Genomic DNA, 25,733 nt, shown 5'->3' with positions numbered 1-25,733 from the left:
GTCCACGATGTCTTCGGCACCGGTCCCCGCCACTCGGTCGCGACGAGACGCCGTCGGAGCGTCCTCGGTCGCTGCTGCCTCGCTGTGGTCGGCCGCGGTGACCTACGTCGTGATGAGCATCGCCGCCTGGGCTCTGCCGCAGGAGCGCGCGACGGTCCTGCTGACCTTCCTCGCCGTGCTCTTCGCCGTCTACGGCGTGCTGTCCGGCGTCGCGCTGGAGACCACCCGGTCGGTCGCCGCAGCCGCCCGCGACGACCACGCCGCCGGTCCCGCGCTGTGGCGGGTGGCCGCGGTCGTCTCCGCCTGCTCGACCGTGACCGTGCTCGCCCTCGTCCCCTTCTGGCGCGGTCGCGTGCTGCACGGTGGCGACGACGTGCTCGTCGCGGCCCTCGTCGTGGCCGTCGCCGGCTACGGGTTCCACTCCGTCCTCGCCGGTGCCGCGTCCGGCCGCGCGTGGTGGCACCAGGCAGCGGCGGTGATCGCCGGCGAGGCCACCGTGCGGCTGCTCGCCACCCTCGCCGTCGTCCTCGTCTCGGCCACGGTGGCCGGCATGGGCGTGGCGAGCGCGCTCGGCGCCCTCGCGTGGCTGCTGCTGGCCGCCTCGTCGGGGCGGGTGCGCGACAGCCTGGCCCTGCACGCCGACTCCCCGGCCCGGACGCTGGCCCGGCGGATGTCGGCCGCGCTGGTGGCGCAGGGGGCGAGCGCCGTGCTCGTCGTCGGCTTCCCCATCCTGCTGGCCGCGACCACGGACCCGGCCGACTACGCCACCGCGGCCCCGCTGCTCCTGGCCATCTCGCTGACGCGCGCGCCCGTCCTGCTGCCGCTCAACGCCCTGCAGGGGGTCGCGGTGTCCCACCTCGTCCGCGCCGGGTCCCGGCTCGGACGCCTCCTCGTCCGGCTCCTGGCCATGGTGGCGGCGGTCGCCGTCGTCGGGGCCCTCGCGGCATGGGTCGTCGGGCCGTGGCTCATCCAGCTCCTCTTCGGCGACGACTACGCCGTCGACGGCGCGGTGCTCGCGCTGCTCACGCTGGCGGCCGGCGGGACGGCCGCGCTCACGCTCACCGGCGCGTGCGCGCAGGCGCTCTCCGCCCACGGCTGGTACGTCGCCGGCTGGGTGGTGGCCCTCGTCGCCTGCGTCGTGCTCCTCCAGGTGCCGGGCTCGCTCGAGGCGCGGGCCTGCCTCGCGCTCGGGCTGGCTCCACTGGCCGGGTTCGCGGTGCACGTCGTCGGCCTGGCCGGCATCCGCCGGTCCGGTCGCATCGCCGCGGTCGAGGGCGCCGATGCCTGACCACGCGCACGAGCCGGTCCCGGTGTCGGTCGCCATGGCGACCTACAACGGCTCCGCCCACGTCTCGGAGCAGCTCGCCTCGATCCTCGCCGAGCTCGGACCGCGGGACGAGGTCGTCGTGGTCGACGACGCCTCGACCGACGACACGCTCGCGGTGCTCGCGACGGTCGACGACCCGCGGGTGCGCGTCGTGCCGAGCCGCGTCAACCGCGGCTACGTCCGTGCCTTCGAGGCCGCGATCGCCGCGACCCGCGGCGACGTCGTCCTGCTCTCCGACCAGGACGACGTGTGGCTGCCGGGACGCCGCGACGCGATGGTCGAGGCGCTGCGCAACCACCAGGTCGTGGCGAGCAACCTCGCGATGCTGGGCGGGCCCGACGCGCTCGAGGGGCCGTTCGGGCAACCGGACTGGCGCCTCGGGCCCCGTGACGACGGTCGCCGCGTCGCCAACGTCGCCGGCATCCTCGCCGGCCTCAAGCCCTACTACGGCTGCGCGATGGGGGTCCGTCGCGACGCGCTCGCGACGGTCCTGCCGTTCCCGCCGCACCTCGTCGAGTCGCACGACCTGTGGCTGGCGCTCTACGGCAACCTCGCGGGCACCATCACGCACCTCGACCGGCGTACGGTGGCGCGGCGCCTGCACGACAACAACGCGACGCCGTCGCGGCCGCGCGGACCCCGGGCCGTGCTCGCGTCCCGCGCGCGCCTGGTGCGGGCGCTCCTCACGATGGGTCGCCGGGTGCGTGGGCTGAAGGGTCAGCGGCCGGTGGCGAGGGCGTGACGCGCGAGCGTCCGCACCGAGTCCCACGAGCGGCGACGCGCCGCACCCGGGAGCTGGGTGACCGCGTAGAGCCGTGACGCCAGGTGCATCCGGGCGGCGCGAGCCGCGCGCGGCCACCCCGCCTGCGCGCAGCGCCGTGCAGCGACCTCGAAGTAGGTCCGCTCGCCCGCGAACCGGCCGCCGTCTGCGACGGTCGTCGACGACGCGCTCTGCGAGTGGCGCCGGTAGGCGAAGACGACCTCGGGCAGCACCAGCATCGACGAGCCGGCCAGCGCGAGGTCCACGAGCAGGGCCAGGTCCTGGATGAGTGGCAGGTCGTCGATGAACCCCTGCCGGCGGACCGGCTCGACCCGGAAGGCGAGGGACGGCCAGTAGGTCCAGTTGCCCCACAGCAGCGAGACGGCCAGGTCCTCGCCCGTCAGCACGCGGGGCCCGGACAGCCGGGGTGCGAACAGCCGCTGCTTGACCCGGTCGACCAGCGGGTCGGACTCGACGCCGTGCTCGTCGATCACGGTCGCACCGGGGGAGACCACGTCGACCCCGGCCGGTGCGCCCTCGGTCGCGGCGCGCACGGTGGCGACGTACGTCGGGAGCATGAGGTCGTCGCAGCCGAAGAAGACCATCCACTCGGCCGAGGCCAGCTCCAGGCAGCGGCGGTAGTTGCCGGTGATGCCGAGGTTGGTCTCGTTGCGGTGGTAGGTCACCCGATCGTCGCCGAGCCCGGCGAAGAACTCCGCGACCGACGGGTCCGGGTAGTGGTCGTCGACCACCACGAGACGCCAGTCCGGGTCGGTCTGCGCCTGCACGCTGGCGACGGCCTCGTAGAGGTAGCCGGGGTCTCCCCAGTAGGGGAGGAAGATCTCAATCATCCGACGGGGCCGGCCCGGGGTCGGTCTCGTCGCGGTGCGCGATGTGGTAGCGCTCGAGGGCCTCGAGCACCGCGATCCGGCGGGCGAGGCGGTGCAGCTGCTGCCGGTTGTCCTGCCCGCGCAGGTAGTCGTTGACGACGTAGAAGCCGAACGACACCGCCATCAGGTAGAGGACCAGGTCGGTGCCCCGCCCGACGCCGACGAGGTTGGCCGCCTCGGTGACGAGGTTGGGCGCGAGCACGGCCACCACGAGGACGGCCATGAGGAGGAGGAAGAGCAGCTTCTTCGACGCGGAGACGCCGTGCGCGGTGCGACTGCGGATGGCGACGTAGAAGAGGAAGAGGAACGCGCCGATGAGGAGGAACTGGACGATGATCACTGACGCGTCACCCTTCGCAGGAGCGTGTCCACCGCGATGTTGACGGCGTTGACGCTCGCCTGGCCCTTGCTGGTGGAGTAGTCGGTGTAGCGGATCGTCACCGGCATCTCGCGGTAGCGGTAGCTGTTGGCCGCGATGAGCTCGATGATCTCGCTCGCGTGCGTCATGTCGGGGGCGGTGATCTCCATCGTCTCCGCCACGTGCCGGTTGAACGCGCGCAGGCCGTTGTGGGCGTCGGTGAGGCGGATCCCCGACGTCACGTTGCTGAACTTCACCGCCGCCTTCAGGAGCACGCGCTTGCTGCGCCCGGCGCCGATGACCTCGCCGAGGAAGCGCGAGCCCAGCACGATGTCCAGGTCGCCCTCCTCGAGCAGTTTCAGCATCCGCACCGCGTCGGCGACGAGGTGCTGGCCGTCGGCGTCGAAGGTCACGAAGCGCTGGATCTGGGGGAGCGCGCGGGCGAACTCGATGCCGGTCTGCAGCGCCGCGCCCTGGCCCATGTTGATCGGGTGGTCGACGAGGTAGCCGCCGGCCCGCACGATCGCGGCCGCGGACCCGTCCCGGCTGCCGTCGTTGACGCACACCACGTAGGGGGTCACGGCGCGGATCTCGGTGATGACGTCGCCGATCACCGAGGCTTCGTTGTAGACGGGCACAACGAACGCGACATCACTCACGTCGGGGGATGCTACCGGCGAGCGGCCCCGGCGCCGACTCGGCACATCCGGCGGCTCCGCGGGTTCGCAGCTTCGCCGAACGCCGCGGCGGGTGTCTAGCCTGAGCGCGTGCGTGAGCAACCCGAGCAGCAGGCCCCGCCCGTCCAGCGCCTCCGGGTGCGCTACGCCAAGCGTGGACGGCTCCGCTTCACCAGCCACCGTGACTTCAGCCGTGCCTTCGAGCGCGCGGTGTTCCGCGCTCGGGTGCCGATGGCCTACAGCTCCGGCTTCAACCCGCACCCGCGGATCTCGTACGCCGGTGCCGCGCCGACCGGCTCCGCGAGCGAGGCGGAGTACCTCGAGCTCGCGCTGTCGGAGGTCGTGGTGCCCGCCGACGTCCACGCGATGCTCGACGAGGCCCTGCCGACCGGGCTCGACGTCCTCGAGGTCGTCGAGTCGCCGGGCGGCTCCCTGTCCGACCTGCTGGAGGGCAGCCGGTGGCGGATCGACCTCGCCGCTGACCGGGTCGCCGTGACCGAGGCCGTCGGCACGTTCCTCGCCGCCGAGGAGGCCCTCGTCGAGCGGATGACCAAGAAGGAGATGCGCGAGTTCGACGCCCGCGGGGCGGTCGTCTCGCTCCTGGTCCTCGCCGACGCCGACACGCCCGAGGGACGGACGTCGCTGGACGTGGTGCTGCGCCACGGCACCCCCGCCGTACGCCCGGACGACGTGCTGCGCGGCCTCGAGGCGGTGTCCGACCTCGTCACCGGGGAGGCGCCGCTGATGACGCGCCTGGCCCAGGGCCCCCTCCTGGAGTCCGGCGGGCTCGGCGACCCGCTGGCGGCGCGGGCATAGAGGTCCTTCACCGGTGGTGTGCGATACTCGCCACGTTCGACGCCCCCGGCGCCCGTCGGGGATCCCGTCGAGCCGACGACGTTCTCGCCGGCCGCACCACGTGGTCGGCACCCCGGACGGGTGGACGTCACCGGACCGCGACGCGGCCACACGAGTCGGTGACAGCGACTCCACGGTGGCCCGGCGACCGCGGCAGGTGACGGATCGGCCGCTCGGAGACGCATCCGCGGAGGGGGTCGCCGCCACAGAAGCTTTGCGTCCCCGGGATCGCCACACGAGAGCGGTGGACGCCGTATCGGCACCGTGACGGTGCCCGAGGAGCACCACATGCTCGATGACGACCAGCCCGACCGCACCGAGACCGAGGGCACTCCCTCCTCCGTCGGTGACAGCGCCGCGGCCAGTGCCCCCGAGGCGACCGCCCCCGCTGCGCCCGTCGTGACGAGGCGCACGCGCAAGGCCCCCGCCAAGAAGGCTGCCGCCGCGGCCCAGGACGCCGGCTCCGGAGAAACCAGCCCCACCGACGTGCCCACCGACGTCCCGACCGACACGGCTGCCGCCGCCGAGGCCCCGGCTGCCAGGAAGACCGCCAAGCGCGCGCCCGCCAAGAAGGCGCCGGCCCGCCGGTCCACCGCCAAGAAGGCGGTCGCCGAGCCCGCCGCCGCGGCGACCGACGTGCCCGAGCCGGCCGAGCTGTCGGCTGCCGTCGAGGCGGCCGAGGCCGCCGAGGTGGCGCCCGCCAAGAAGACCGCGGCCCGCCGCAGCACGGCCAAGGCGCCCGCCAAGAGGGCGGCCAAGAAGGCCGCGAGCACCACCGAGGCCGGCCAGGCCACCGCCACGGACGCCGACGCCGCCACCGACACCAGCTCCGACACCGGCGCCGACACCGGCTCCGACGCTGCGGCTGACACGAGCACGCCGGCCGCCGCCGGTGCGCCCGCCGGCCCCGCCGTCCTGTTCCAGCCCCCGGTCGTCACCACGACCACCCGACGCACCCGCAAGAAGCCGCAGCCGGTCCCGGTCGAGCCCGAGCTCGAGACCGAGGACGAGGACGAGGTGGCGCTCGAGGACGCGGCCGCGGCGACGGACCAGCCCGCCGACGCCGCACCCGCGGCGGCACCCGAGACCGACGACGCCCCGACCGCGCGCAAGCGGTCGGCGAGGAAGGCGTCCGGCAGGTCCGGCGCCAAGAAGTCCGGTGGGCGCCAGGCCGCCGAGGCTCCCGCGGACGAGGCCGGTGACGAGCCCGTCTCCGAGGACGCGATGGCGCTGGGCACCCAGGGCGACGCCCTCGGCGACGTCGCGGCCGACACGATCGAGGACCAGGACGCCACGTCCGGTCCGGACGACGACGAGGGTGACGGCGAGGGTGACGGAGAGGGCGGCACCGCCCGCCGCCGCCGTCGCCGCGGTGGCCGCCGCCGGCGCAAGTCCTCCGACTCCGCCGAGGGCGAGGGGGACGACACCGAGGCGACCGAGGGCTCCGACGAGGACTCCTCCATGGACGCCTCCACGGACACCGCCGACTCCGGTGACGACGCCAACGGAGCCGACGCCGGCACGGACGGCAACGGCGAGGGCTCCTCGCGACGCCGCCGTCGCCGCCGGCGCGCGGGCGACGAGGGCGGGTCGGACGACGCCGAGCCCAACACCGTGACGCGGGTGCGCAAGACCCGGTCCGCCGAGGACCAGATCACCTCCGTCCAGGGCTCCACGCGCCTCGAGGCCAAGAAGCAGCGCCGCCGCGAGGGCCGCGAGGCCGGCCGCCGCCGGGCGCCGATCGTGAGCGAGGCCGAGTTCCTGGCCCGCCGCGAGTCGGTCGAGCGGGTCATGGTCATCCGCCAGCGCCAGGACCTGATCCAGATCGGCGTCCTGGAGGACAAGGTGCTCGTCGAGCACTACGTCGCCCGCGAGTCGCAGATTTCGCTGATCGGCAACGTCTACCTCGGCCGCGTGCAGAACGTCCTGCCGTCCATGGAGGCCGCCTTCATCGACATCGGCAAGGGCCGCAACGCGGTGCTCTACGCCGGTGAGGTCAACTGGTCCTCGCTGGGCCACAAGGAGGGCCAGCCCCGCAAGATCGAGTCGGTCCTCTCCAGCGGCCAGATGGTCCTGGTGCAGGTCACGAAGGACCCGATCGGCCACAAGGGCGCCCGCCTGACCAGCCAGATCAGCCTCGCCGGCCGCTTCCTCGTCTACGTGCCCGACGGCACCACGTCCGGGATCTCGCGCAAGCTGCCCGACACCGAGCGCAACCGCCTCAAGTCGCTGCTCAAGGAGATCGTCCCCGACACCGCCGGCGTCATCGTGCGCACCGCGGCCGAGGGTGCCAGCGAGGAGGAGCTCACCCGCGACGTCGAGCGCCTCAAGTCGCGGTGGGAGGACATCGAGAAGAAGTCCGGCCACAAGGGCTCCGGCCCGCAGCTGCTCTACGGCGAGCCCGACCTCACGCTCAAGGTGGTCCGCGACCTCTTCACCGAGGACTTCTCCAAGCTCGTCATCGAGGGTGACGACGCGTGGAACACCGTCCACGGCTACGTCGAGTCCGTGGCGCCCGACCTCGCCGAGCGGGTCGAGCGGTTCGAGCGCGGCGGCACCGGCGGCGACATCTTCGCGACCTACCGGATCGACGAGCAGATCCACAAGGGCCTCGACCGCAAGGTCTGGCTCCCCTCCGGCGGGTCGCTGGTCATCGACCGCACCGAGGCGATGACCGTGGTCGACGTCAACACCGGCAAGTTCACCGGCTCCGGCGGCAACCTCGAGGAGACCGTCACCAAGAACAACCTCGAGGCGGCCGAGGAGATCGTGCGCCAGCTCCGGCTGCGCGACATCGGCGGCATCATCGTCGTCGACTTCATCGACATGGTGCTGGAGTCCAACCGCGACCTCGTGGTCCGCCGACTGGTCGAGTGCCTGGGACGCGACCGCACCCGCCACCAGGTCGCCGAGGTCACCTCGCTCGGCCTGGTGCAGATGACGCGGAAGCGGATCGGCACCGGCCTGCTCGAGGCGTTCAGCGAGAACTGCGAGCACTGCCAGGGCCGCGGGGTGGTCATCAAGGACCAGCCCGTCGACCCGGACGCGAAGCCCGAGGACGGCGAGGGTCGTCGCGGCGGTCGTCGCCGCGGGCGGCGTGGAGCCTCCGACGAGGGCACCGGCAACGGCGGCAACGGCGAGTCCCGCGCGGCGGAGCACCACGCGCCGTCGCCGAAGGACGTCGCTGCGATGGCACGCCACGACAAGCAGGCCGAGGAGTCGGCGACCGACGAGACGCCGACCGACGAGACCCCGACCGACGAGACGCCGACCGGCACCGAGTCCGGCCAGCCGGAGGCCGCTGCGGTGGCGGAGGTCCCGACCGACGTTCCGGCCGACGCTGCGACCGAGGCCCTGGCACAGGTTCCGACGGAGGTTCCGACGGAGGCACCGGCGGAGGCGCCGGCGGCGGTCGAGCCGGCCGTCGTGGACGCTCCCGTCGCGGACGCCTCGACCGAGGCCCTCGTTGCGGACGCCCCGACCGAGGCTCCCGTCGAGGACGAGAAGCCGCGGGTGGTCACGCGTACGCGCCGTCGTTCCGCCAGCCGCCCGGCCGGGCCGCCGGCCCTGCCGGCTGCCACCGGCGGCACGTCGAGCGGCGTCGCGGGCACGCTCCCCACCTCGGGAGCGGTCGAGCCCGGCACGGTCGACGTCGAGCCCGGCACGCAGGCCGACGGCTCCACCGATGGCGCGGTCGACGGCTCCGCAGACGGCTCCGCCGACGCGCCGGTCATCGAGCACGTCCCGATCAAGAAGAAGGGCGCGCGCAAGCGCTGAGCCCGCGGGGGAGGGGCGGCCGGACGTCGTTTTGCCCGGTCGCCACCCGATCCCGTACTCTTGACCCTCGGTGTTCCGACACACCGATCCTGCGCGCCCGCCCCGCGGCCGCACCTCGCCCGTAGATCAGGCGGTGTCGTGCGCAGGCCCTGAGTTCCCACCCGAGTTTCCGCAGTTCTGATGAGGAGAGTGGCCGTGTACGCGATCGTGCGCGCTGGCAGCAAGCAGCAGAAGGTTGCCGTGGGCGACGTCATCGAGATCGACGCGATGGGCGCCCAGGGTGACACCCTCACCCTGCCCGTGGTGATGGTCGTCGACGGCGAGACGGTCACCGCGACCGGTCTCGACAAGGCGAGCGTGACCGTCGAGGTCACCGGGCGCACCAAGGGCCCGAAGATCATCATCCAGAAGTACAAGAACAAGACCGGCTACAAGAAGCGCCAGGGTCACCGCCAGAAGTACACCCAGGTCAAGGTCACCGACATCTCCCTCTGAGCTCCGCTCGAGGTCGACCACCCACTCCAGACTCCTCGAAGCAGAAGGACTGAACAATGGCTCACAAGAAGGGTGCCGCGAGCACCAAGAACGGCCGTGACTCCAACGCCCAGCGCCTCGGCGTGAAGCGCTTCGGCGGCCAGGCCGTCCTCGCCGGCGAGATCATCGTCCGCCAGCGCGGCACGCACTTCCACCCGGGCACGGGCGTGGGTCGCGGTGGCGACGACACCCTGTTCGCCCTGCAGGCCGGCGCCGTCGAGTTCGGCACCCGCCGCGGTCGCCGCGTGGTCAACATCGTCCCGGGCGAGTGACCCACCCGCTGCACTGAACGTCAACCGAAGGGCGCCCCACGATCGGGGCGCCCTTCGGCATTTGCTCCACTCACCTCTTCCGCAAAGGTTCTCCCATGGCCATCCCCTCGTTCGTCGACCACGTCACGCTGCACCTCGCAGCCGGACGAGGTGGCAACGGTGTGGCCTCGGTGCACCGTGAGAAGTTCAAGCCGCTGGGCGGTCCCGACGGCGGCAACGGCGGCCAGGGCGGGTCGATCATCCTCGAGGTCGACACGAGCGTGACGACCCTCGTCGACTACCACCACAACCCCAAGCGTCGCGCCGACAACGGCGGCCAGGGCGCCGGCGACCACAAGAACGGCGGCAACGGCAAGGACCTGGTCCTGGCCGTGCCCGACGGCACCGTCGTCAAGGACCGCCAGGGCACCGTCCTCGCCGACCTCGTCGGCCACGGCACGACGCTGGTCGTCGCGCAGGGCGGTCGCGGCGGGCTCGGCAACGCGGCGCTCGCCTCCTCCAAGCGCAAGGCCCCCGGCTTCGCGCTCCTCGGCGAGCCCGGCGACGAGCTCGACGTACGCCTCGAGCTCAAGGTCGTCGCCGACATCGGCCTCGTGGGGTTCCCGAGCGCCGGCAAGTCCTCGCTCATCGCCGCGATCTCGCGGGCGCGGCCCAAGATCGCCGACTACCCCTTCACCACGCTCATCCCCAACCTCGGCGTGGTCACCGCCGGCGAGACGACCTTCACGGTCGCCGACGTGCCGGGCCTCATCGAGGGCGCCGCCGAGGGGCGCGGTCTCGGGCACGACTTCCTGCGGCACATCGAGCGCTGCGCGGCCCTGGTCCACGTCGTCGACACCGCGTCCATCGAGCCGGGCCGCAACCCGCTCGACGACCTGGAGATCATCGAGGGCGAGCTGGCCCGCTACGGCGGGCTCGAGGACCGGCCGCGGCTGGTCGCGCTCAACAAGGTCGACGTCCCCGACGGCCAGGACATCGCCGACATGGTCGTCGAGGAGCTCCGCAGCCGCGGGCTGCAGGTGTTCGAGGTCAGCGCGGCCTCCGGCGCCGGGCTGCGCGACCTCACCTTCGCCATGGCCGAGATCGTCACCGCGTCGCGGGCCGACAAGCCCGAGGTCGAGCCGCAGCGCATCGTGCTGAGGCCGCCGGCCGTCGACGGCGGCGCGGACTTCGAGGTCCTCGCGACCGACGAGGGCTGGCGGGTCCGCGGCACCAAGCCCGAGCGCTGGGTGCGCCAGACCGACTTCAGCAACGAGGAGGCCGTGGGCTTCCTCGCCGACCGGCTCAACCGGCTCGGCGTCGAGCTCAAGCTGGTCGAGATGGGCGCCCAGGAGGGCGACACGGTGCTCATCGGCCCCGATGACAACTCGGTCGTCTTCGACTTCAAGCCCAGCATCGAGGCCGGTGCCGAGATGCTCGGCCGCCGAGGCGAGGACGAGCGCCTGCGCGAGCAGCGCCCGGCCCGCGCCCGCCGCCACGACATCGACGCCGCGATGGAGACCAAGGCCGAGGAGGAGGCGCGCGCCGACGTCGCCCGCCGCCTCGACGCCGAGCGCAAGAAGGGCCCCAACCGCAGCTCCGGCAGCTCCGGGGTCGGCCCGATGTCCTACGAGATCGGCAGCAAGGACGACCCCGACTGGGACGGCAGTGACGACGACTGACGGGTCCGCCGCCCGGGCCAGCCTCGTGGCCGGTGCCCGGCGCATCGTCGTGAAGGTGGGGTCGTCGTCCCTGACGACGGCCGCAGGCGGCATCGACCCGGCCCGCGTACGCCGTCTCGTCGAGGTGCTCGCGGCGGTGCGCGGCACCGGCGCCGAGGTCGTCCTGGTCTCCTCGGGAGCCATCGCCGCGGGGCTCGCGCCCCTCGGGCTCACCACCCGCCCGCGCGGGCTCGCCGCCCAGCAGGCGGCCGCGTCCGTCGGGCAGGGCCTGCTGGCCCACCGCTACCAGGAGGAGTTCGCCCGGCACGGCATCGTCACCGGCCAGGTGCTCCTCACCGTCGACGACGTGACGCGGCGCGTGCACTACCGCAACGCGCACCAGACGTTCGCCAAGCTCCTCGAGCTCGGCGTCGTCCCGATCGTCAACGAGAACGACACCGTCGCCACCTCCGAGATCCGTTTCGGCGACAACGACCGCCTGGCCGCGCTCGTGGCGCACCTGGTCCACGCCGACCTGCTCGTGCTGCTGTCCGACGTCGACGGCCTCTACGACGGGCCGCCGAGCCGCGAGGGGTCGCGGCTCGTCCCGCTCGTGCGCTCGGAGGAGGACCTGGCCGCGGTGACGATCGGGTCGGCCGGGTCCTCCGGCGTCGGCACCGGAGGCATGACGACGAAGGTCGACGCCGCGCGCATCGCGACCGGCGCGGGCATCGACGTCGTGCTCACCTCCGCCGACCAGGCGGCGGCAGCCCTGTCGGGGGTCGAGGTCGGCACGCTCTTCGCGGCCACCGGCAAGCGTCGTCCGACCCGCCTGCTGTGGCTCGCCCACGCCACGTCCGGCCAGGGCACGCTCACCCTCGACGCCGGCGCCGTGCGGGCGGTTGTGGAGCGTCGCGCCTCGCTGCTGGCGGCCGGCATCACCGCCGTCGACGGCGGGTTCGTCGCGGGCGACGCCGTGGACCTGCTCGGTCCCGACGGCGCGCTGGTCGCCCGCGGGCTCGTGAACTTCGACGCCGAGGAGCTCCCGGCGCTCCTCGGCCGCTCGACCAGCGAGCTGAAGGTCGCGCTCGGCGCGGCGTACGAGCGTGAGGTCATCCATCGCGACGACCTGGTGCTGCTCGAGCGCTGACCCCTCGTGGCACACTCGCGGACGTGGACATCCCGGTCGACGACCAGCCGGCGGCGCACTGGCGGCCCTCGGACGAGGACGTGGCCGAGGAGGTCGCGTTCCGGCGCCTCTACGGCGAGTGGGCGGCGCTCGACCCGGCGGGACTCGCCGCGTTCATGGCGGCGTACGACGCCGAGTGGTGGGTCGTCGGGGGTTGGGCCATCGACGCGTTCACCGGTCGCTACCGGCCGCACGAGGACATCGACCTGGTGATCTGGCGGCGCGACCTCCCGCTGTTCCGCGAGATGGTGGGGGAGCGGCACCACGTCTGGAGCGTCGGCAGCGGCGCCCTCCGGCCCGTGGACGACACGTGGCCGGAGCCGCACGCCGAGGCCGGCCAGGTCTGGCTGCGCGACCACGCGCTCGCGCCGTGGTTCCTCGACTGCATCCTCGCCGAGAACGCCGACGGCCTGTGGGTCTCGCGGCGCGACCCCGACCACGTCGTACCCCTGGCGGAGGTGACTTGGGTGGCCGGCGACGGCATCCGCTACATGCGGCCGGAGGTGGTGCTGCACCACAAGGCCCGCCTGGACCGGCCCAAGGACCGCGCCGACCTCGAGGTGGTGTGGCCGTTGCTGGGCGCCGCCGAGCAGGACTGGCTGCGCGACGCCGTACGACGGTCGCAGGCGGACCACCCGTGGCTGCACGGGACGATGGAAGGCTGACTCGGAGTGCCGCGTAGGCTTGGCGGGCCATGACCCACCCGCTCGTCTACCTCGACCACGCCGCGACCACGCCCATGCTGCCGGTCGCCGTCGAGGCGATGACCCGCCACCTCAGCGGGGTCGGCAACGCGAGCTCACTGCACGCCTCGGGACGCGGCGCCCGCCGCGTCGTGGAGGAGTCGCGCGAGAGCATCGCCGGGATGGTCGGCGCCCGGCCGGGCGACGTCGTGTTCACCTCCGGCGGCACGGAGTCCGACAACCTCGCGCTCAAGGGCATCTTCTGGGCACGCCGCGCCGAGGACCCCCGCCGCACGCGGATCCTGTCGACGGCCATCGAGCACCATGCGGTCCTCGATCCGCTCCACTGGCTCGGCCAGAGCGACGGCGCCGACGTCGAGCTGCTGCCGGTGACGGGGGAGGGCATCCTCGACCTCGACGCCCTGCGCGACTCGGTCCTGCGCGACCCCGCCTCGGTGGCGCTCATCTCGGTCATGTGGGCCAACAACGAGGTCGGCTCGCTGCAGCCCGTCGAGGAGGTCGTGGCCCTCGCGGCCGAGCACGGGATCCCCGTCCACACCGACGCGGTGCAGGCCCTCGGCCAGGTGCCCGTCGACTTCGCCGCGTCCGGCGTCGACGCGCTGACCTTCACCGGCCACAAGGTCGGCGGCCCCTACGGCGTCGGCGCGCTCGTCGTACGCCGCGACCTCGAGGTCAGCGCCCTCGTGCACGGCGGCGGGCAGGAGCGCGACATCCGCAGCGGCACCCTCGACGTCCCGGCCATCGCCGGCCTGGCCGCCGCGGTCGAGGAGTCGGTGAAGGCCCAGCACCAGCACGCCCTCCGCGTCGCCGAGCTCCGCGACGACCTCGTGCGCCGCGTGGTCGAGGTCGTCCCCGACGCCCACCTCCACGGGGCGCCGGCCGGCCCGCTGCGCCTGCCCGGCAACGCCCACCTCGGCTTCCCCGGCTGCGAGGGCGACTCGATGCTGATGCTGCTCGACGCCCGCGGGATCGAGTGCTCGACCGGCTCCGCCTGCTCCGCCGGTGTGCCGCAGCCGTCGCACGTGCTGCTGGCGATGGGCTGCGACGACGACCAGGCCCGCCACTCGCTCCGCTTCACGCTCGGCCACTCGAGCACGCCCGCCGACGTCGACGCGCTGGTCGAGGCGATCGGCCCCGTCGTCGAGCGCGCCCGCGCCGCCCGGGCGCGATGAGGATCGACCGGATGAGGATCGACCGATGAGGGTCGTCGCCGCCATGTCCGGCGGGGTGGACTCCGCCGTCGCGGCCGCCCGCGCCGTCGACGCCGGCCACGACGTCACCGGCGTCCACCTCGCGCTGAGCCGCAACCCGGCGTCGTACCGCTCCGGCGCCCGCGGCTGCTGCACGATCGAGGACAGCAACGATGCCCGCCGCGCGGCCGACGTCATCGGCATCCCGTTCTACGTCTGGGACCTCTCCGACCGCTTCCACGAGGACGTGGTCGAGGACTTCATGGACGAGTACGCCGCCGGCCGCACGCCGAACCCGTGCCTGCGCTGCAACGAGAAGATCAAGTTCGCCGCCGTGCTCGACCGGGCGCTGGCGCTGGGCTTCGACGCCGTGGCGACCGGCCACTACGCGCAGCTGCGCACCGGGGCCGACGGGCTGATCGAGATGCACCGCGCCAGCGACCACGGCAAGGACCAGTCCTACGTCCTCGGCGTGCTCGACCAGGAGCAGCTGCGGCACTCGATGTTCCCGCTGGGCGACACCGACAAGCCGGCGGTGCGCCGCGAGGCCGAGGCCCGTGGCCTGCTGGTCGCCGACAAGCCCGACTCCCACGACATCTGCTTCGTCGCCGACCGCGACAACGCCGGCTGGCTTCGCGAGAAGCTCGGCGACCGCGCTCCCAACCACGGCGGAGACATCGTGGACGTCACCACGGGCGAGACGGTGGGCAGCCACTCCGGCACCTACGGCTTCACCATCGGCCAGCGGCGCGGGCTGCGGCTCGGCACCCCCGCAGCGGACGGCAAGCCCCGGTTCGTGCTGGACATCGAGCCGGTGAGCGGAACCATCACCGTCGGCCCCCGCGAGCGCCTGGCCGTCGACCGCATCACCGGCACCAGGCCGCGCTGGTGCGGCACGGTGCCCGACCGGGTGGACGGCACGGTGCAGCTGCGCGCCCACGGCGCGGAGCACCGCGCGACCGTCGTGGTCGACGGCGACCGCGTCGACATCGAGCTCCTCGAGCCGGCCGAGGGCATCGCCCCCGGCCAGGCCGCGGTCGTCTACGACGGCACCCGCGTGGTCGGGTCGGCCACCATCACCGCGACCCGTCCGGTCGGGGCGCCGGCGTGACCACCCGCTCCGCGCTGGCCGCCCGCGCCGGCGAGCTCCTCGGCCCGCGGCACACGACGTACGTCGTGGCGCTGGTGACGCTGGCCGGCGACGAGGTCGACGCCGTGGGCACGGACCCGCACGGCGACGTCGAGCTCGGCTCGGTCAGCAAGGGCGTCACCGGCCTGCTCTGGCGCGACGCCGTCGCCCGCGGCGAGGTGTCCGAGGACGCCGCGCTGGGGGCCCACCTCGCTGTCCCGCCGGTCCTGGCCGGGATCCGCCTCTCGGCGCTCGCGACGCACACGTCGGGGCTGCCGCGCCTGGCGCCGGGCACGCACCCGGTCCGCCGGACGTGGGAGCTGTGGCGGGAGGGCCGCAACCCCTACCGCGAGGACCTGCCCGAGCTGCTGCGCCGGCTCGACGACGTGAAGGTCCGCGCGACCTCGAAGCCGGCCTACTCCAACCTCGGCTTCCAGCTGCTGGGCCACGCGGTCGCCTCCGCGGCGGGGACGTCCTACGCCGACCTGGTCGCGCAGCGCCTCGCCGCACCGCTGGGGCTGACCGACACCTACGTGGCCACCTCCGCCGACCGGCTCCGACCCGGCGCCGTGGCGCCGCGCAACAGGTCCGGCACCGAGGTCGAGGCGTGGGCCAACGAGGCGGTCGCGCCGGCCGGGGGAGTCCGCTCCTCGGCGGCCGACCTGGCGGTGCTGCTCCGGGCGCTGCTGGACCGCAGCGTGGCAGGTGCCGACGCCCTCGACCCGGTCGCGCCCTTCATGGGGCGGTTGCAGATCGGCGCCGCGTGGCTGACGGGACCGCTGCTGCGGCGCACCGTCACCTGGCACAACGGCGGCACCGGGGGCTTCCGGTCCTTCGTCGGGATCGACCGCGAGCACGGTGTGGGCGTCGCACTGGTCAGCGCGTCCAGCCGGTCCGTCGACGGAGCGGCCGCGCGCCTCCTGGCCGAGGCGGGCGACGCGTGAGCACGGCCACGGGGATCGGCTCGCTGCCGGGGACCTCGGACCACGACTACGCCGAGGCCGTCCGCCTCGTGCTCGACGAGCTCAGCGACCTGCCGCATGTCCCCGAGCTGCCCGGCCGCGGCGTCACCGCGGCGATGACCGGCCGCGGCCTCGCGGTGGTGGACGGTCTCGCGGCCGACCTCCAGCCCGCGGGGTGGAGGCTGACCGACACCAGCGGCGTCGACCACCGGCGGGCGCGATCACTCCTCGCGCAGGACCTCGACACCCTCGAGGAGCTCGCGGACGGGGCGACCGGCGCCTTGAAGACGCAGGTCGCCGGGCCGTGGACGCTCGCCGCGACGGTGGAGAAGCCCCGCGGTGACAAGGTGCTCAGCGACCATGGTGCCCGCCGCGAGCTGGCGCAGGGCTTGGCGGAGGGCGTCGGTGCGCACCTCGCCGAACTGCGCCGCCGGGTGCGGGGCGTCGACCGCTGGATCGTGCAGGTCGACGAGCCGGCCCTGGCCGCCGTCGCCCTCGCGCAGGTGCCCACCGCCAGCGGCTTCGGACGGCACCGCCGCGTCGACCCGCCGGAGCTGTCGGCCCACCTCGAGTGGGTGGTCGCCGCGATCACCGACGCCGGCGGCGAGGCGTGGGTCCACTCGTGCGCGCCGCAGACCCCGTGGGCCCTGGTGGCCGGCACCGGGGTGGCCGGACTCTCGACCGACCTCGACGTGCTCGGCCCGGCGGACCTCGACACCTTCGCGGAGGCGCTGGAGGCGGGGCGCACGGCGGCGCTGGGCGTCGTACCGTCCACCGACCCGGCGACCGAGCCGTCCGACGCCCCGATCACCGAGCGCGTGCAGCGGTGGCTCGACATGCTCGGGCTCGATCCGGAGGTGGTCGCGGAGCACCTCGTGGTCACCCCGACCTGCGGGCTGGCGGGCGCGAGCCCCGCCTGGGCGCGGCGAGCCGTCCGGCTGTCGGCGACGGTGGCGCGCAACCTCTGACCTCCACCCCCGGGACGGTGCGCACGGGCGGCCAGGGGTCGGTCCCGTCGAGCCAGCGGGCGACACGACCCGTGTGCAGCAGGCGTACGGCGAGCAGCGCGGCGGCCATCGTGGCCGCGACCAGCGGCAGCAGCTCGCCCGGTCGCAGCACGAGCGCGTCGAGGAAGGCGTTGCGCCACCACACGTCGCGCACCGGGACGTACATGTCGTCGGACACGGCGCCCGGCGCCACGAGCGCTACCTGGAGCACCGCGACCGGGACGAACCAGCGCTTCGCGCGCAGCGAGAGGTGCGGCGAGGCGAGGGCGAGCGCGGGCGACAGGCAGACCACCAGCTCGAGGCTGGTGCGGTAGCCGTAGAAGTGGTCGCCGCCGCTGAAGCGGTTGAGCACCGCCTGGCCGAGCAGGTACGACGCCCCTGCCGCGGCGAGCCAGCGGCTCCAGTCCGGCAGCGCGGCGCGGTGCCGCCAGGCCGTCGGGCCGAGGACCAGCAGCATGGGGCACCACCACAGCAGCCCCCGGTCGGCCGAGACGACGAAGCCGAGGTGGTTGAGCGGGTCGAGGGCGTGGCCCGCCACCCCGCTCGTGAAGTCGGAGGCCCGGTAGCCCGAGCTCGGGTCCCACGAGCCGTACATCCACCGGGTCCAGCACGCGCTCAGCGCGAGGGCGGCGGTCGCCGCGGTCCCCACCCGCCACGCGACGCCGGGGCGGCCGCGCGACCAGGCGAGGCCGAGGCCCGCGACGGCGCAGATCACCGCGGCGTGGAGCCGGCCCCACAGCAGCACGCCGCCGAAGACGCCGACGAGCCACCACCGGCCGCGGTCGGCGGCCCAGGCCGTGCCGACGATCCCGAGCGTGGTGAGCGTGTGCGGCCAGACGGCGTCGGCGGCCACCGACCAGACCGGTGTGGCGAGTCCGAGCAGGCCCGCCGCGACCAGGGAGCGCCGCGTGCCCAGCCGGTCGCGGAGCAGGAGGAAGAACAGCAGCACGGCCGTCGCGGTGAGCAGCGCGGCCGTGAGGGCGCCGGGGAGCGGACTGACGGTGGCGGGTCGCGCGACGGCGTACGCCGGCACCGATGCGGCGATGACGCCGGGAGCGCGGCCGACCGCCTCACGGCCGTCGGCGGTCTCCACGATCCAGGTCTCGCGGATGACGTTGTCGTCCAGGAGCGGGAAGTCGCCGATGTCCGGCACGGGGTCGCCGGTCATGGCGATGTGCCGCGCGGCGAAGTCGGCCGTCCAGGCGTCGGGGCTCGGGTCGGGGTTCGTCGTCAGCGCGTAGAGGCCGGCCAGGGCGAGGAACAGCAGCGTGGGGACCAGCCGGCGGCGCATGTGCGCCATTGTCCGGGCGGGGGGCGGCGGGATCGAGGGGTGTGGCCGAGCGCTCGTCCACCGTTCGCCGCCCGGCCACCTCCGCGACCGGCCGGGGTCCCGGCCCGCCCCTAGCGTCCACGACGTGAAGCTCGTCGTGCAGGTCCCGTGCCTGAACGAGGAGGAGACCCTTCCCCTCGTGCTCGCGTCGATCCCGGAGTCCGTGCCCGGCATCGACGAGATCGTCGTGGTCGTCATCGACGACGGCAGCACCGACCGCACGGTGGAGGTGGCCCGCTCGCACGGCGTCACCGAGATCGTGCGGCACCACCGCACGCAGGGGCTCGCGCGGTCGTTCACCGACGGCGTCAACCACGCGCTGGCGATCGGCGCCGACGTCGTGGTCAACACCGACGGCGACAACCAGTACCCGCAGGACCGCATCGGCGACCTGGTCCGGCCGATCCTGGACGGGCACGCCGACATCGTCGTCGCGGACCGGCAGGTCGGGCTGATCGCCCACTTCTCGCCGGCCAAGAAGGCGCTCCAGCGCTTCGGGTCGCAGGTCGTCAACGTCGCCGCCCGCACCGAGCTGCCCGACGCCGCCAGCGGGTTCCGGGCCTACTCGCGGGAGTCGCTGATGCGGCTGAACACGGTGACGCGCTTCTCCTACTGCATGGAGACGATCATCCAGGCGGGCAACAAGAACCTGGCGATCGCGAGCCTGCCGGTGCTCACCAACGCCCGGACCCGCGAGTCGCGGCTCTTCTCCTCGACGCGCCAGCACGTGTTCCGCTCCGGGGCGGCGATCGTGCGGGCCTACGTGATGTACCGCCCCTACGTGATCTTCGGGGTGATGGCCGGCGTCTTCGGCGCCCTCGGCCTGGTCCCCTACGCCCGCTACGCCGTGCTCGCCGCCGCAGGGCAGGGCGGCGGCCACGTGCAGTCGCTGCTCGTCGGGGCGGCGCTGGTCGTGATGTCGTCCCTGTGCGTGATGCTCGGCGTGATCTCCGACCTGATCCGCACCAACCGGGCGCTGATCGAGGCCAACCTCGAGCACACCAAGCGCGCGCGGTTCGACATCCTGCGGGTGCCCGCGACGGCGTCGATCGAGCCGGCGCCCTACGAGGGGACCGGCCTGCGGTGAAGCAGCTCTACGTCCGCGTCGTGCGGGTGCTCGCCGTGCCGCTGCGGGCGGTCGGCGTGCTCGACGCGCTGCAGCGCCGCGCCCCGGGCTCGCGGGTCGCCACGTGGCTGCTGTCGCTCGTCGCGATCCACGACGTCGACGGCCTCCGGCGGCTTGACGTGCCGTGGTGGACCTTCGACTCCGCCGACCGGGTGGCCGACTGGCTCCGGGCCCACCCGGGCGCGCGGGTCTTCGAGTGGGGCTCGGGCGCCTCCACCCTCTGGCTCGCCGCTCGGGCGCGGTCCGTGCACTCCGTCGAGCACCACCCCGGGTGGGCCGCCGTGCTGGCACCCCGGCTGCCGGACAACGTCGACCTGCGCGTCGTCGAGGCGGAGCGGACCTCCTCGCCGGTGGTGGCCTCCGCGAAGCCGGGGCACGCCGGGATGGACTTCGCCCGCTACGTCGCGGCGATCGACGACGTCCCCGGCGACTTCGACCTCGTCGTCATCGACGGTCGCGCCCGCGAGGCGTGCCTGGCCCGGGCGGTCGCACGGCTCGCTCCGGGCGGGATCATCGTGTTCGACAACGTCGACCGGCGGCGCTACCGCGAGGCCATCGACCGGACGCTCGAGGGGGCGGGGGAGCGGCTCTCGGTGACCATGACCCGCGGCCTGACGCCCGCCCTGCCCTACCCGACGCGCACCGCCCTCCTGCGGTCCTCCGCGCTCCGGGCCCCGTGACCCGGCACCGGGCGCTCGCGGCCGCCCGCTGGCTCTTCGTCCTGGTGACCCTCGCCCTCGCCGGCTGGGGGTTCCGTGGCCGGTGGTCCGAGATCGGTGCCGCCGTCGCCGCGACCGGCCCGCTGCGGCTGGCTGCGGCGCTCGGGTGCACGGCCGCCGGTCTCCTCCTGACCGCGCGGCTGTGGCGGCTGCTCCTCCGCGCTGTCGGTCCGGACGTCCCGGCGCGCGACGCGGCGTCGGTCTTCCTCGTCGGCCAGCTCGGCAAGTACGTCCCCGGCTCGGTGTGGAGCATCGCGGTGCAGGCCCGGCTCGGCCGGCGTCACGACCTACCTGCGCGGTCGGTCGTCGCCGCTTCCACCGTCTTCCTGCTGGTCCACACCGCGAGCGGCCTGCTGGTCGGCGGCGCGCTGGTCGTCGGCGGTGCGCTGGCGGGGTCCGCCGTCGCCGGTGGCCCCTGGCCGTGGGCCGCCGCGCTGGTGGGCGCCCTTACGCTGGCTCCGCCGCTGGTCCGGCGGCTCGCGGGCCGGATCGCCGGAGCCGGCGTGGGCGCGACCTGGGGCCGGACGGACGCGGCGCGGGCGGCCGCGCTGATGGCCCTCGTGTGGCTGGCGTACGGCGCCTCGCTCCTGCTCCTCGTGCCCGGTCCCGGGTCGCCGGGCATCGCTGGCGCCGTGGCCGCCTTCGCGCTGGCCCACGCCGCCGGGGTCCTCGTGGTCGTCGCCCCGGCGGGCGTCGGCGCGCGGGAGGCCGTCCTGGTGGCGCTGCTCGCGCCCGCCGTCGGCCTGGCCGACGCCGCGGCCGCCGCCCTGCTCGCTCGCGTGGTCCACGCCGTGGCCGACTTCGCCGTGGCCGGCGGGGCGGCCCTCGTGGCCGGCACGACGACCGGCTCCGCGGCCGCCCGGCGGCGCGGGCGCACGGGCGGGGACCGCGCCGCAGCACCGGAGCGGGCCGGTGCCGATGCGCGGTGAGCCGGTCGCCGGGGCCGTCCCACGGGCACCGGCACGGCACGCAGGCGGCGTACGGGCGGTCGCAGCGGTCGTGGCTGCGGTGCTGGCGGTCCACGTCCTGTTCGTCGTGGCCCGGGCCCTCACCGTCGGTGGCCTGGACGGCTTCGTGGTCTACGACGGTCGCGCCTACTACCGGCTCGCGCTGGACCCCCTGACCCTGCGGGTCGAGGATGCCGGCATCGCCTTCACCCGCCCGGCCTACTGGCAGGCCCGCACCGGCTATCCGCTCACGGCCTGGGCGGCCTCCCTCGGCGGCCGCCCTGCCCTTGTCCCGGCCGCGCTCGTGCTGGTCAACCTCCTCGCGATCGGCGCGACCGCCCTGGTCGCCGCGCGGCTCGCGCTCGGTGCCGGGCGCAGCGCCTGGTGGGGAGCCGTTCCCGCGTCGTGGGCCGGGTTGCTGGTCGGGCTGGGCCAGGACCTCACCGAGCCGCTGGCCGGGATGCTGCTCCTCGCGACCCTCGCCCTCGCGCGGTCGGGGCACCACCTCCTCGCCGCCGCCGCGCTGACCGCGGCGGGACTGACCCGGGAGACGACGCTGGTCGTCGCGGTCGCCGTGGTGGTGGCGGGCATCGTGCCGGGCGTCGTGCCGGGCGTCGTGCCGGGCGTCGTGCCGGGCGCGGAGCCGGTGCGTCGGCCCGGACTCCGGGGTGCGGTGCCTCCGTGGTGGGTGGGCGTCGTCCCGCTGGCGGTGTACGCCGGCTGGCGGACGTGGGTGCGTGCACGCTGGGCGGAGGTGGTGCCGGAGCCGCCGTCCGACTCCGTGCTGGGCGTCCCCGGCGTGGAGCTGGTGCGCTACCTCGGCTCGGCCCTGGCACATCCGCTCGCCGAGCTGCCCAACGTGGCGCTGCTGGTGCCGACGCTGCTCGCGATGGCGGTGGCCGCGACCGCGGTCCGGGGGGAGGGGCCCTGGCACGAGCGGCTCGCCCTGGCGGCGTACGTGCTGCTCCTGACCAGCCTCCCGGTGTGGGACCGCGGCCAGGCCTACCTGCGGTGGGGGTGCGAGCCGCTGCTGCTCGGCTGGCTGCTGCTGCTCGGCCGTCCGTCCGCCGGGCCGGCGCGGGCGCTCCCGGCGCTCGTCGCGGCGGTGTGGGTGGTCACCGCGACGCAGAGCCTGTCCTACCCGTCGACCGCCGGCCCGGTGGGCGGGTGGTGGTCGTGGTGAGGCGTGCCGCGCGGCTCGTGTCCAGGCTCGTGTCCCGGCTCGCGTCCCGCCCCGACGCCGTGCCGCTGCTGGCCGCCGCCATGCTCCTCCTCCTCGGTGCGCAGGTCGCGCTGGTCTTCAAGGTGCCGAGCTGGGGCAACGACGAGCCGGCCCACATGGGCTACGTCGCCTCGCTGGCCGAGGGCCGGCTGCCGACGATCGAGACGGACATCGTGGACGACCCCGCTCGGTTCCCGGGGACGGCCGAGGAGCTCCGGGGGTGGGACGAGGAGCACGGCGACGTCTGGACGGCCAACCACCCGCCGCTGTTCCCGCTCGCGATGGTGCCGGTCTGGTGGGCGCTGTCGGACCACCAGAGCGCGATGGTCATCACGATGCGGCTGGCCAACACGCTCGGCTTCGCGTTCTGGCTCTACCTCGTCGGCGCCCTCGCCCGGGAGCTGGTGCCGCGCCGGCCCGCGGTGGCGGCACTGGCGGTGGTGGTCGCGGCCGCGCCCACGCTCGTGCTGCGCTCGGCCTTCTTCCAGAACGACGGCTGGGCCTCGGCCTCGGCCGTGCTGCTGTTCCTCGTGACCGTGCGGATGGTGCGTGACCGGGTGACCCCGCAGCGGGTCGCCGTCGCGGCCGCGGCCGGGACGGTCGCCGTGGGCATGCGGACCCAGGGGGTGCTCGTCGTCGCCCTGTGCGCGCTGACGCTGCTGGTGGTGCTGTGGCGGCGCTGGGGCCCGACCGGCCCCGGGCGTTGCCGGGCCGCGGCCGTGGCCGCGGTGGTCGGCGTGGTGCCGGCCGCGGCGTTCGGCTGGTTCTTCGTCCGCAACCTGCTGCTCTACGGCGACCTCACCGGGCAGGCGGCCCTGCTGGAGAAGTTCGAGCGCTCGCCCGTGACGAGCTGGGCGGGGATCGCCGACATTCCCGGCGTCGTCGAGCCGATCGCTGCGACGCCGATCCCCCTCGTCGTCGCGCTGGTGCTGGTGCCGGCCGCGCTGGTGGGTTCGGTGCGTCGGCACGGCGTGCGCCCGGACCCGGTGTGGATCCTGCTCGGCGTCCACGCCGCGCTCACGCTCCACAGCGTCGTGGGCTTCCTGCGCGTCGGCGGGGGCCTGCACGACCGCTACCTGATGCAGTCCATGCCGGTCCTGGCGACCGCGGTCGCCGTCGGGATGCTCGGGGTCGGCCGGTGGTGGGCCGCCGCGGCCCCCGGGACCCCGGCCGCCGAGCGGCGCGACTGGTGGGTGGCCAGTGCCTGGTCGGCGGTGCTGCTGGCGTGGCTCGCCGGGACGCTGGCATGGCTGCTGCACCACCACGTCTTCAGCCGGCAGGCGTCCTCCCCGGTGGACGGACCGGTGCCGGACGTCCTCGCGGTGCTCGGGGCGTGCGCGGGCGCGGCCGTCCTCGCGGTGCTCGTGCGCTCCGCGCGCGGCATGACCGTGCAGCCGACTGCGTCGAGGGCCGGTCCGACGACGAGGTCGAGCGCCACGCGGACATGGCCGAGGGAGGACCTCCTGGACGGAGGTCCCCCCTCGACGGTGGACGTGCGGTCGATCAGTGCGCGACGACGCCCTCGGGGCCGTCGGTCGCCAGCTCCTCGTGCTTGACGTCGAGGAAGATCCAGATCACCGCTGAGGCGGCCAGCATCAGGATGGAGCCGACCAGGAACGCGTTGGTCGAGCCCTCGGTGAAGATCTGCTGCTGCGCGACCTGCTGGAAGCGCTCGAGCTGCTCCGGCGAGAGCTGCGGGCCGCCCGCCGCCGCGGCGGCGAACTCCTTGCCCCGGTCGGTGAAGGTCTGCGTCGCGACCGTCGCCAGGACGGCGAGGCCCAGCGCTCCGCCGACCTGCTGCGCGGTGTTGAGCACGCCGGACCCGATGCCGGACTCCTCCGGACGGAGGTGGTGGACGGCCGTCAGGGTGACGGGCACGAACGTCAGGCCCATGCCGAACGCCATCAGGATGATGAACGGCATGATGTCGGAGACGTAGCTGCCGGTGAGGTCGCTGGGCGGGAACGTCGTGTCGTAGGGCAGCGTCGAGAAGCCGTAGAGCGCGCCGGCGGCGATCAGGGTGCCGACACCGGCGATGTAGCGCGGGTTGATGCGGTTGACCAGGTTGGACGCCATCCCCGCGCCGACGACGATGCCGACCGTGAAGGGGAGGAACGCGACGCCGGCCTTGAGCGGGCTGTAGCCCATGACGTTCTGGATGTACTGGCTGAGGAAGTAGAACATCGCGAACATCGCGGCGGGGGCGAGGAACATCGCCACGAAGCTCGACGCCCGCGTGCGGTTGGTGAAGATGCGGAAGGGAAGCAGCGGGTGGGCGACCCGGCTCTCGACGAAGCCGAAGACGACCAGCAGCGCAGCACCGACGGCCAGGCTGGCGATGGTCCAGGTGTCGGACCAGCCCTCCGTGCCGGCACGGGACAGGCCGTAGACGACACCGAGCAGGCCGAGGGTGCCGGTCACGGCGCCGGGCAGGTCGAGCTCGCCGGGGTGCGACTCGGACTCGTTGAGGAAGCGGGGCGCCAGCAGCGCGGCGACCACGCCGATGGGCACGTTGATGAGGAAGGTGAGGCGCCAGCCGTCGATGACGACGCCGAAGATCTCCGGCGACGTGCCGGTGAGCCAGCCACCGAGGATCAGGCCGACGGCGGCACCGGCGCCCGACATGGCGGCGTAGACCGCGAAGGCCCGGTTGCGCGCCGGACCGGCGGGGAAGGTCGTGGTGATGAGCGCCAGGGCGGCCGGCGAGGCGAGCGCAGCGCCGAGGCCCTGGAGGCCGCGGGCCGCGAGCAGCAGCGGCTCGTTGGTGGCGAGGCCGCCGAGGAGCGAGGCGACGGCGAACACGACGAGGCCGATGATGAAGATGCGGCGGCGACCGTAGAGGTCGGCCAGGCGTCCGCCGAGCAGCAGCAGGCTGCCGAAGGCCAGGGCGTATCCCGTGACGATCCAGGGCAGGTTGGCGTTGCTGATCTCGAGGTCGACCTGGATGTAGGGCAGGGCGATGTTGGCGATGCTCGCGTCGAGCACGACCATCAGCTGCGCGATCGAAATCAGGACGAGGGCCCAGGTCAGGTTGAGCTCGCGCTGGGGTGGTGTCACCGCCCCGGGCGGCGGGGTGGTGCTGGCGGTGTCGGTCATGGGATTCCTTCGGCAGGGTTCA

At 74.3% G+C, this 25,733-nt stretch carries 23 protein-coding genes; 18 read left to right on the top strand and 5 right to left on the bottom strand.

Annotated features, from left to right (window positions below):
• Positions 1-7: 7 nt before the first annotated feature.
• Complete coding sequence (locus SHK17_RS14795; RefSeq protein ID WP_322919731.1) at positions 8-1,288, top strand: hypothetical protein; 1,281 nt, start codon at positions 8-10, stop codon at positions 1,286-1,288.
• Positions 1,281-2,069, top strand: a complete 789-nt coding sequence (locus SHK17_RS14790; RefSeq protein WP_322919730.1) for a glycosyltransferase — start codon at positions 1,281-1,283, stop codon at positions 2,067-2,069. Before SHK17_RS14795 ends, SHK17_RS14790 begins: the two co-directional genes overlap by 8 nt.
• Here SHK17_RS14790 and SHK17_RS14785 read toward each other — a convergent pair.
• The 3 genes from SHK17_RS14785 to SHK17_RS14775 are packed head-to-tail and all read right to left on the bottom strand — an operon-like array spanning position 2,045 to position 3,994.
• On the bottom strand, positions 2,045-2,938 hold the full coding sequence (locus SHK17_RS14785; RefSeq protein WP_322919729.1) for a glycosyltransferase family 2 protein: 894 nt from the start codon (positions 2,936-2,938) through the stop codon (positions 2,045-2,047). The two genes, SHK17_RS14790 and SHK17_RS14785, sit on opposite strands and share 25 nt — an antisense overlap.
• Positions 2,931-3,317 carry a DUF2304 family protein gene (locus tag SHK17_RS14780; RefSeq protein ID WP_172265068.1) on the bottom strand — a complete coding sequence of 129 codons (387 nt, stop codon included), beginning with the start codon at positions 3,315-3,317 and terminating at the stop codon, positions 2,931-2,933. The genes SHK17_RS14785 and SHK17_RS14780 overlap by 8 nt, the downstream gene beginning before the upstream one ends.
• Complete coding sequence (locus SHK17_RS14775) at positions 3,314-3,994, bottom strand: glycosyltransferase (RefSeq protein ID WP_172265065.1); 681 nt, start codon at positions 3,992-3,994, stop codon at positions 3,314-3,316. Before SHK17_RS14775 ends, SHK17_RS14780 begins: the two co-directional genes overlap by 4 nt.
• A 108-nt stretch (positions 3,995-4,102) precedes the next feature.
• Between SHK17_RS14775 and SHK17_RS14770 the strand changes: the two genes are divergently transcribed.
• From SHK17_RS14770 to SHK17_RS14720, 11 genes are all read left to right on the top strand, one after another.
• Entirely contained in the window at positions 4,103-4,828 is a 726-nt protein-coding gene (locus SHK17_RS14770) for a TIGR03936 family radical SAM-associated protein (protein ID WP_322919728.1), read from the top strand.
• 327 nt (positions 4,829-5,155) lie between these two features.
• Positions 5,156-8,644 carry an Rne/Rng family ribonuclease gene (locus SHK17_RS14765; RefSeq protein WP_322919727.1) on the top strand — a complete coding sequence of 1,163 codons (3,489 nt, stop codon included), beginning with the start codon at positions 5,156-5,158 and terminating at the stop codon, positions 8,642-8,644.
• 195 nt (positions 8,645-8,839) lie between these two features.
• Positions 8,840-9,139, top strand: coding sequence for a 50S ribosomal protein L21 (gene rplU / locus SHK17_RS14760; protein ID WP_172265056.1), 300 nt, complete (start codon positions 8,840-8,842; stop codon positions 9,137-9,139).
• Positions 9,140-9,195: 56 nt separating this feature from the next.
• Complete coding sequence (rpmA, locus tag SHK17_RS14755; RefSeq protein ID WP_172265053.1) at positions 9,196-9,450, top strand: 50S ribosomal protein L27; 255 nt, start codon at positions 9,196-9,198, stop codon at positions 9,448-9,450.
• Positions 9,451-9,545: 95 nt separating this feature from the next.
• Positions 9,546-11,111 (top strand): GTPase ObgE, encoded by a 1,566-nt coding sequence (gene obgE, locus SHK17_RS14750; RefSeq protein WP_322919726.1) that lies wholly within the window; start codon positions 9,546-9,548, stop codon positions 11,109-11,111.
• The gene (proB, locus tag SHK17_RS14745) at positions 11,098-12,240 is read left to right on the top strand and encodes a glutamate 5-kinase (RefSeq protein WP_322919725.1); all 1,143 of its coding nucleotides are present in this window, start codon (positions 11,098-11,100) and stop codon (positions 12,238-12,240) included. Before obgE ends, proB begins: the two co-directional genes overlap by 14 nt.
• A 23-nt stretch (positions 12,241-12,263) precedes the next feature.
• Entirely contained in the window at positions 12,264-12,944 is a 681-nt protein-coding gene (locus SHK17_RS14740; protein WP_322919724.1) for a nucleotidyltransferase domain-containing protein, read from the top strand.
• 29 nt (positions 12,945-12,973) lie between these two features.
• Entirely contained in the window at positions 12,974-14,155 is a 1,182-nt protein-coding gene (locus SHK17_RS14735; RefSeq protein ID WP_322919723.1) for a cysteine desulfurase family protein, read from the top strand.
• A gap of 25 nt (positions 14,156-14,180) precedes the next feature.
• On the top strand, positions 14,181-15,284 hold the full coding sequence (gene mnmA / locus SHK17_RS14730; protein ID WP_322919722.1) for a tRNA 2-thiouridine(34) synthase MnmA: 1,104 nt from the start codon (positions 14,181-14,183) through the stop codon (positions 15,282-15,284).
• Positions 15,281-16,246 (top strand): serine hydrolase domain-containing protein, encoded by a 966-nt coding sequence (locus tag SHK17_RS14725; RefSeq protein WP_322919721.1) that lies wholly within the window; start codon positions 15,281-15,283, stop codon positions 16,244-16,246. Before mnmA ends, SHK17_RS14725 begins: the two co-directional genes overlap by 4 nt.
• Positions 16,243-17,232, top strand: coding sequence for a uroporphyrinogen decarboxylase/cobalamine-independent methonine synthase family protein (locus tag SHK17_RS14720; RefSeq protein ID WP_322919719.1), 990 nt, complete (start codon positions 16,243-16,245; stop codon positions 17,230-17,232). Before SHK17_RS14725 ends, SHK17_RS14720 begins: the two co-directional genes overlap by 4 nt.
• Here SHK17_RS14720 and SHK17_RS14715 read toward each other — a convergent pair.
• A complete protein-coding gene (locus tag SHK17_RS14715) occupies positions 17,144-18,562 on the bottom strand; it encodes a hypothetical protein (protein ID WP_322919718.1) in 1,419 nt (472 codons plus the stop codon). The two genes, SHK17_RS14720 and SHK17_RS14715, sit on opposite strands and share 89 nt — an antisense overlap.
• 124 nt (positions 18,563-18,686) lie before the next feature.
• Between SHK17_RS14715 and SHK17_RS14710 the strand changes: the two genes are divergently transcribed.
• From SHK17_RS14710 to SHK17_RS14690, 5 genes are all read left to right on the top strand, one after another.
• Positions 18,687-19,688: a glycosyltransferase family 2 protein gene (locus SHK17_RS14710; protein ID WP_322422765.1), complete on the top strand. Its 1,002-nt coding sequence runs from the start codon at positions 18,687-18,689 to the stop codon at positions 19,686-19,688.
• Positions 19,685-20,407 (top strand): class I SAM-dependent methyltransferase, encoded by a 723-nt coding sequence (locus SHK17_RS14705; protein ID WP_172265023.1) that lies wholly within the window; start codon positions 19,685-19,687, stop codon positions 20,405-20,407. Before SHK17_RS14710 ends, SHK17_RS14705 begins: the two co-directional genes overlap by 4 nt.
• Complete coding sequence (locus SHK17_RS14700; RefSeq protein ID WP_172265020.1) at positions 20,404-21,375, top strand: lysylphosphatidylglycerol synthase domain-containing protein; 972 nt, start codon at positions 20,404-20,406, stop codon at positions 21,373-21,375. The genes SHK17_RS14705 and SHK17_RS14700 overlap by 4 nt, the downstream gene beginning before the upstream one ends.
• Before the next feature lie 70 nt (positions 21,376-21,445).
• Positions 21,446-22,576 (top strand): hypothetical protein, encoded by a 1,131-nt coding sequence (locus SHK17_RS14695; protein ID WP_322919717.1) that lies wholly within the window; start codon positions 21,446-21,448, stop codon positions 22,574-22,576.
• 17 nt (positions 22,577-22,593) lie between these two features.
• The gene (locus SHK17_RS14690; protein ID WP_322919716.1) at positions 22,594-24,171 is read left to right on the top strand and encodes a hypothetical protein; all 1,578 of its coding nucleotides are present in this window, start codon (positions 22,594-22,596) and stop codon (positions 24,169-24,171) included.
• Here the strand turns inward: SHK17_RS14690 and SHK17_RS14685 are convergent.
• Complete coding sequence (locus SHK17_RS14685) at positions 24,119-25,711, bottom strand: MFS transporter (RefSeq protein ID WP_322425669.1); 1,593 nt, start codon at positions 25,709-25,711, stop codon at positions 24,119-24,121. The two genes, SHK17_RS14690 and SHK17_RS14685, sit on opposite strands and share 53 nt — an antisense overlap.
• Positions 25,712-25,733 lie beyond the last annotated feature (22 nt).

The organism is Nocardioides renjunii, from assembly GCF_034661175.1.
In the GTDB taxonomy this organism is placed as follows: domain Bacteria; phylum Actinomycetota; class Actinomycetes; order Propionibacteriales; family Nocardioidaceae; genus Nocardioides; species Nocardioides renjunii.
The sequence above is the reverse complement of the archived record's forward strand: the minus strand, read 5'-3'. Positions and strand labels throughout refer to the sequence as shown.